Below are 4,097 nucleotides of genomic sequence, written 5' to 3'. Positions count from 1 at the left end.
CCCTCTGGGGTTATCTAAGTTAGGCTCAATACTTGGTAGTTTTCTACGGGTATTTGGTTTAAGTATTGCCGCAAGGATAGATAGCTGTAAGGTGTGTCGCGGAACTAAGAATCCCCGTACTTATAGGACGGGGAGTGTCAACCTTCACTTCCTGCGGTGACTGAACCGACGCTCTAGAAGGGCGGGCGCGAGTTAAGTTATTGGTTTTCTCCAAAACGTTATCTGTAAAACCCGCCCCTACACCTGTGCTTCCCTTGCCCAGCCTGGTGTACTAAGGAGATTCTTTTGTCTCAGACTCAGGTCGTTTCAGGTTTTCCAGCCCTTGGGTGACTTCGGCTGACTCGATGCGATCGCCAACTTGGATGGTCTCTACAACATCCATACCATTTTTAACATAGCCGAACACTGCATAATTTCCATCCAAAAAAGGCAGATCCGCCAGCGCGATATAAAACTGGGACGACGCTGAGTCTGGCATCGATGAACGTGCCATCGCCACAGCACCACGAGTATGACGTAACTGCGGATCAACAGAAATCATGCCTGCTTGCTCAAAGGTTTTGCTATAGATGGGATCTTGAGCATCCTTTGGCTTGATTTCTAAAGGAATGTAACGAGGCTGCTCAGTTTTCGGGTCGATAAAACTCCCGGTTCCCAGACGCTCTACTGGAACATTGGGGTCTTTGCCTTGGGGATCGCCTCCCTGAACCACAAAGGGTTGAGGTTCACGCACCACTCGATGAAACACTAAGCCATCATAAAAACCCCGATCTACCAAATCGACAAAATTCCCGGCTGTAATCGGGGCATTTGTGCCATCAACCTCAATGGTAATCGGAGAATCTTTAACAGTTAAAACGACGGTTGCTTTTCCCTCTAATTTGGGTAAGTTGTTAATTTGAGGATTAGTGACCTGAGCTACCGCCGTCCCATTTGTTCCTGCTGTTGAGGAATCCGTCCTGTTTTGGGATGCCCCATTTGAAGTACTACAAGCTCCAAGATTTACGGCAATAATCATTACCACAACGAGGAACCAGCGCCGGACGATTACTTGCATTGTAAATAATTCTCCAATAGTTTGACTTTGTTTGCTATTATTTTATTTAGGGTCAAGCCAAAACGACATAAAATAACCGCAGGGACTCTTGGGGGGTGAACCCTTGAACAATCTCTCCATCAGGTGTACAAAGACCACTACCTATAAATAACAACTCAATGGTGGCATCGAAAAGAAACAAAAATTTGATGAAACGCACAGCTAGGGTTTACCTGAATGATTTGAATGTGGGTAAGTTTATAATTGTGCGCGAATTTTTGGCTCAATGCCATGATGTCATGCAGTACTTTGTTGACCTGTTTTGGCAGCGAAAAGATTTTTCGGGGAAACTGGCTGACCTGCCAACAGTTCACGCCCGCCAAGAAAAAGTTTGGCATCACAACCCGTTTGGGGCAAGCCCTTGCCAAACAAGCAAGTGAGTGTGTTTCTTCTGTTCACAAGAAAGATAGAAAACGGAAACCTCAACTTAAACGGCACACAGTTACCTTATTTTACCACTTCGTCACCATCTCTCCCTTTAAAAAAAAGGGCTTTGATTGGTGTGTCAAACTGATCGGATCGGGATCGCCCAAGTTAGTTATCCCGCTCAAGTCCACCTCAGTAATCAATCAACGGTTAGCTCAGGGATGGCAACTATCTAAAACGATTCGCATGGGGTTGAAGAAAGGGCGATTGTGGATTGATTTTATCTTTGAGAAAGATAGACCTCCCTTGAAAACATCAGGTCAGGTAGTGGGGATGGATTCCAACTACAAAAACGGCGTCGTCTTCAGTGACTCCCAGGTAGTTGGACAAAGTATTTATCAACGGATTCAAGAGTTTAAAAAGCGTCAAAAGCATACCCACGCCGAAATAAAATCTCGGTTGGGTCAGGCTAGTCAAGCAAGTTGATTGGTCTGAGATAAAAGTTCTCAGTATTGAGGACTTAAAGTTGGTTAAACAGGGAAAACGAGGGACGTTCTCTCGCCTGTTTAACAGGCGGCTGTCTCATTGGCTTTATCGGACTTTGGTGCAGTTTTTGGATAGAAAGTGTCAGGAGGAGGGGATTCAGATAGTGGTGAAAGACCCCTTCAAGACTTCACAGTTCTGTTCAAGCTGCAACAGATGGGACAGACGAAACCGAAAAGGTGACTCGTTTAAGTGTGTTCATTGTGGCTACCTTGCCCATGCTGACCACAATGCGGCACACAACTTGGAGCTTTTAGGCGTGGCGGGAGTTTATGGTCTCCGTTCCTACTTAAGTTCAAAATGTCAAAGTTTTGGATAACCATATTTATTAACCCTACCTTCTTGTAGCTTGCGCTACTTAATCATTTTGACGCATCAGACGCTTCCTTGTGATTAGCCATCATGCCAGACACATTTAGGTTCTCTATCCCTATTCGGCTGTGGTTTTTGGCTAAATAGGTGATGAGTTTATGCAATGTGTCGGATCGGATGTTAGCTATTATCTTTGATAGATAAAGCTTACAGTCCTTCTAGGGGGACAGCGAGGAAACGAGCGAGTTCTGCACCTTGGTTTTCCAGTTCCGATAGGGGCAAAGGCTGTCCCACACGAGTGAGTGGAACATCCCGGCGATCTTTTACGCGCAGGTAGAGAGTGCGGCTGGGATTAAGCCCTTCTCTGATCTCAACTTTGATTGATTGCACATCCTCAAGGCGGCAGCTAAACTCTACCTGGCGGTTTTTGCCGGGAAAGCCCCAGCGAAAAACTTTAACCATCCCGGTGTCCTTGTTGAACTCATTGTATCCGCCGCCAACATCCCACAAGATCACTAGCCATAGGTAGAGTCCCAAGAGCAAACCGGCAATACCATAGAAGGCCATGGCAATCCCTTGAGGGATAAACTGTAAACCTCTGGTATCACCTACGGGCAGGAGATCGAGCTGAAAATAACTGGAAAGTCCGGCTAAAAGAAATCCTGTACCGCCGAGGGAGGCAACCACCGCCCACCAGTAGTTGCTCAACCGCCGAGAACCTAAAACAGATTGACGCAGTACAAGGTTCTCTTGTTGGGTTGGGGTGACTGTCATAGAAACTCCTTCAGAATGGGCGTAAATACGCTTCGCCTATTACTATGCCATTTTTAGTGACTCCTGTGCTGAGCGGTGGCAATTCTGAGTCAGATGTATCAATTTGTAAATTTTTGTCCCGCTACTATTGTGGTATGGAAACATTGAATCCCCGATTATCCCTAGCGAAAATAGATGAATCGTGTAAAAATATGGTAGTTTAAGAAAAATTAAGTCCACGCCAGTTCAATGGTGAGCTGGTAAAGCTAGGGTGCTTGGCACACCCTGTATTCAGGCAAAGTTAGTCATGCCGACTGACTTTCTCACAAATTCCCAGTCTATCGCTGTGGAACTGTCAAGGGAAAAATCCTTGTAAACCCTAAATGTAAGAGGATTTGAAACGATGACTATAGCTGTCGGACGCGCTCCCAGCCAAAGAGGATGGTTTGACGCACTTGATGACTGGCTCAAGCGCGATCGCTTTGTATTCATCGGTTGGTCAGGTCTACTCCTGCTCCCCTGCGCCTACTTGGCTGTTGGGGCTTGGCTAACCGGTACAACCTTTGTCACATCTTGGTATACCCACGGTTTAGCTTCTTCCTACTTGGAAGGCTGTAACTTCCTCACCGTTGCGGTTTCCACCCCCGCCGATACCTTTGGTCATTCCTTACTGCTATTGTGGGGACCTGAAGCCCAAGGCGACTTCACCCGTTGGTGTCAAATCGGTGGGCTTTGGTCATTTACCGCCCTGCATGGTGCCTTTGGCTTAATTGGCTTTATGCTGCGGCAATTTGAAATTTCCCGCGTGGTCGGAATTCGACCCTACAACGCCATTGCCTTTAGTGGACCTATCGCGGTATTTGTCAGCGTATTCTTGATCTATCCCTTGGGGCAATCCTCTTGGTTCTTTGCTCCCAGCTTTGGCGTAGCCGGAATCTTCCGCTTTTTGCTATTCTTCCAAGGGTTCCACAACTGGACACTCAACCCCTTCCACATGATGGGAGTGGCGGGTATCTTAGGTGGAGCT

General features: G+C 46.8%; 4 protein-coding genes and 2 pseudogenes. 3 read left to right on the top strand and 3 right to left on the bottom strand.

The window, feature by feature from the left end; translation table 11 throughout:
* Positions 1-271 precede the first annotated feature (271 nt).
* Entirely contained in the window at positions 272-1,057 is a 786-nt protein-coding gene (locus RLO19_RS14245) for a peptidylprolyl isomerase (RefSeq protein ID WP_446357356.1), read from the bottom strand.
* A gap of 270 nt (positions 1,058-1,327) precedes the next feature.
* On the opposite strand from RLO19_RS14245, the gene RLO19_RS14240 reads away from it, so the two are divergent.
* Together RLO19_RS14240 and RLO19_RS14235 are read left to right on the top strand one after the other, a co-directional pair.
* Positions 1,328-1,948, top strand: a complete 621-nt coding sequence (locus RLO19_RS14240) for a hypothetical protein (protein ID WP_446357354.1) — start codon at positions 1,328-1,330, stop codon at positions 1,946-1,948.
* Between the two features lie 40 nt (positions 1,949-1,988).
* A complete protein-coding gene (locus RLO19_RS14235) occupies positions 1,989-2,324 on the top strand; it encodes a zinc ribbon domain-containing protein (RefSeq protein WP_446357352.1) in 336 nt (111 codons plus the stop codon).
* A 61-nt stretch (positions 2,325-2,385) separates the two neighbouring features.
* Here RLO19_RS14235 and RLO19_RS14230 read toward each other — a convergent pair.
* Positions 2,386-2,505 (bottom strand): annotated as a pseudogene (locus RLO19_RS14230) (RNA-guided endonuclease InsQ/TnpB family protein); the annotation flags it as partial.
* Between the two features lie 19 nt (positions 2,506-2,524).
* Complete coding sequence (locus tag RLO19_RS14225; protein ID WP_446357350.1) at positions 2,525-3,091, bottom strand: photosystem I assembly protein Ycf4; 567 nt, start codon at positions 3,089-3,091, stop codon at positions 2,525-2,527.
* Positions 3,092-3,473: 382 nt separating this feature from the next.
* On the opposite strand from RLO19_RS14225, the pseudogene RLO19_RS14220 reads away from it, so the two are divergent.
* Positions 3,474-4,097: pseudogene (locus tag RLO19_RS14220) on the top strand (photosystem II D2 protein (photosystem q(a) protein)); the annotation flags it as partial.

This window comes from Coleofasciculus sp. G2-EDA-02 (genome assembly GCF_040226375.1).
Lineage (GTDB): Bacteria > Cyanobacteriota > Cyanobacteriia > Cyanobacteriales > Coleofasciculaceae > Coleofasciculus.
The sequence above is the reverse complement of the archived record's forward strand: the minus strand, read 5'-3'. Positions and strand labels throughout refer to the sequence as shown.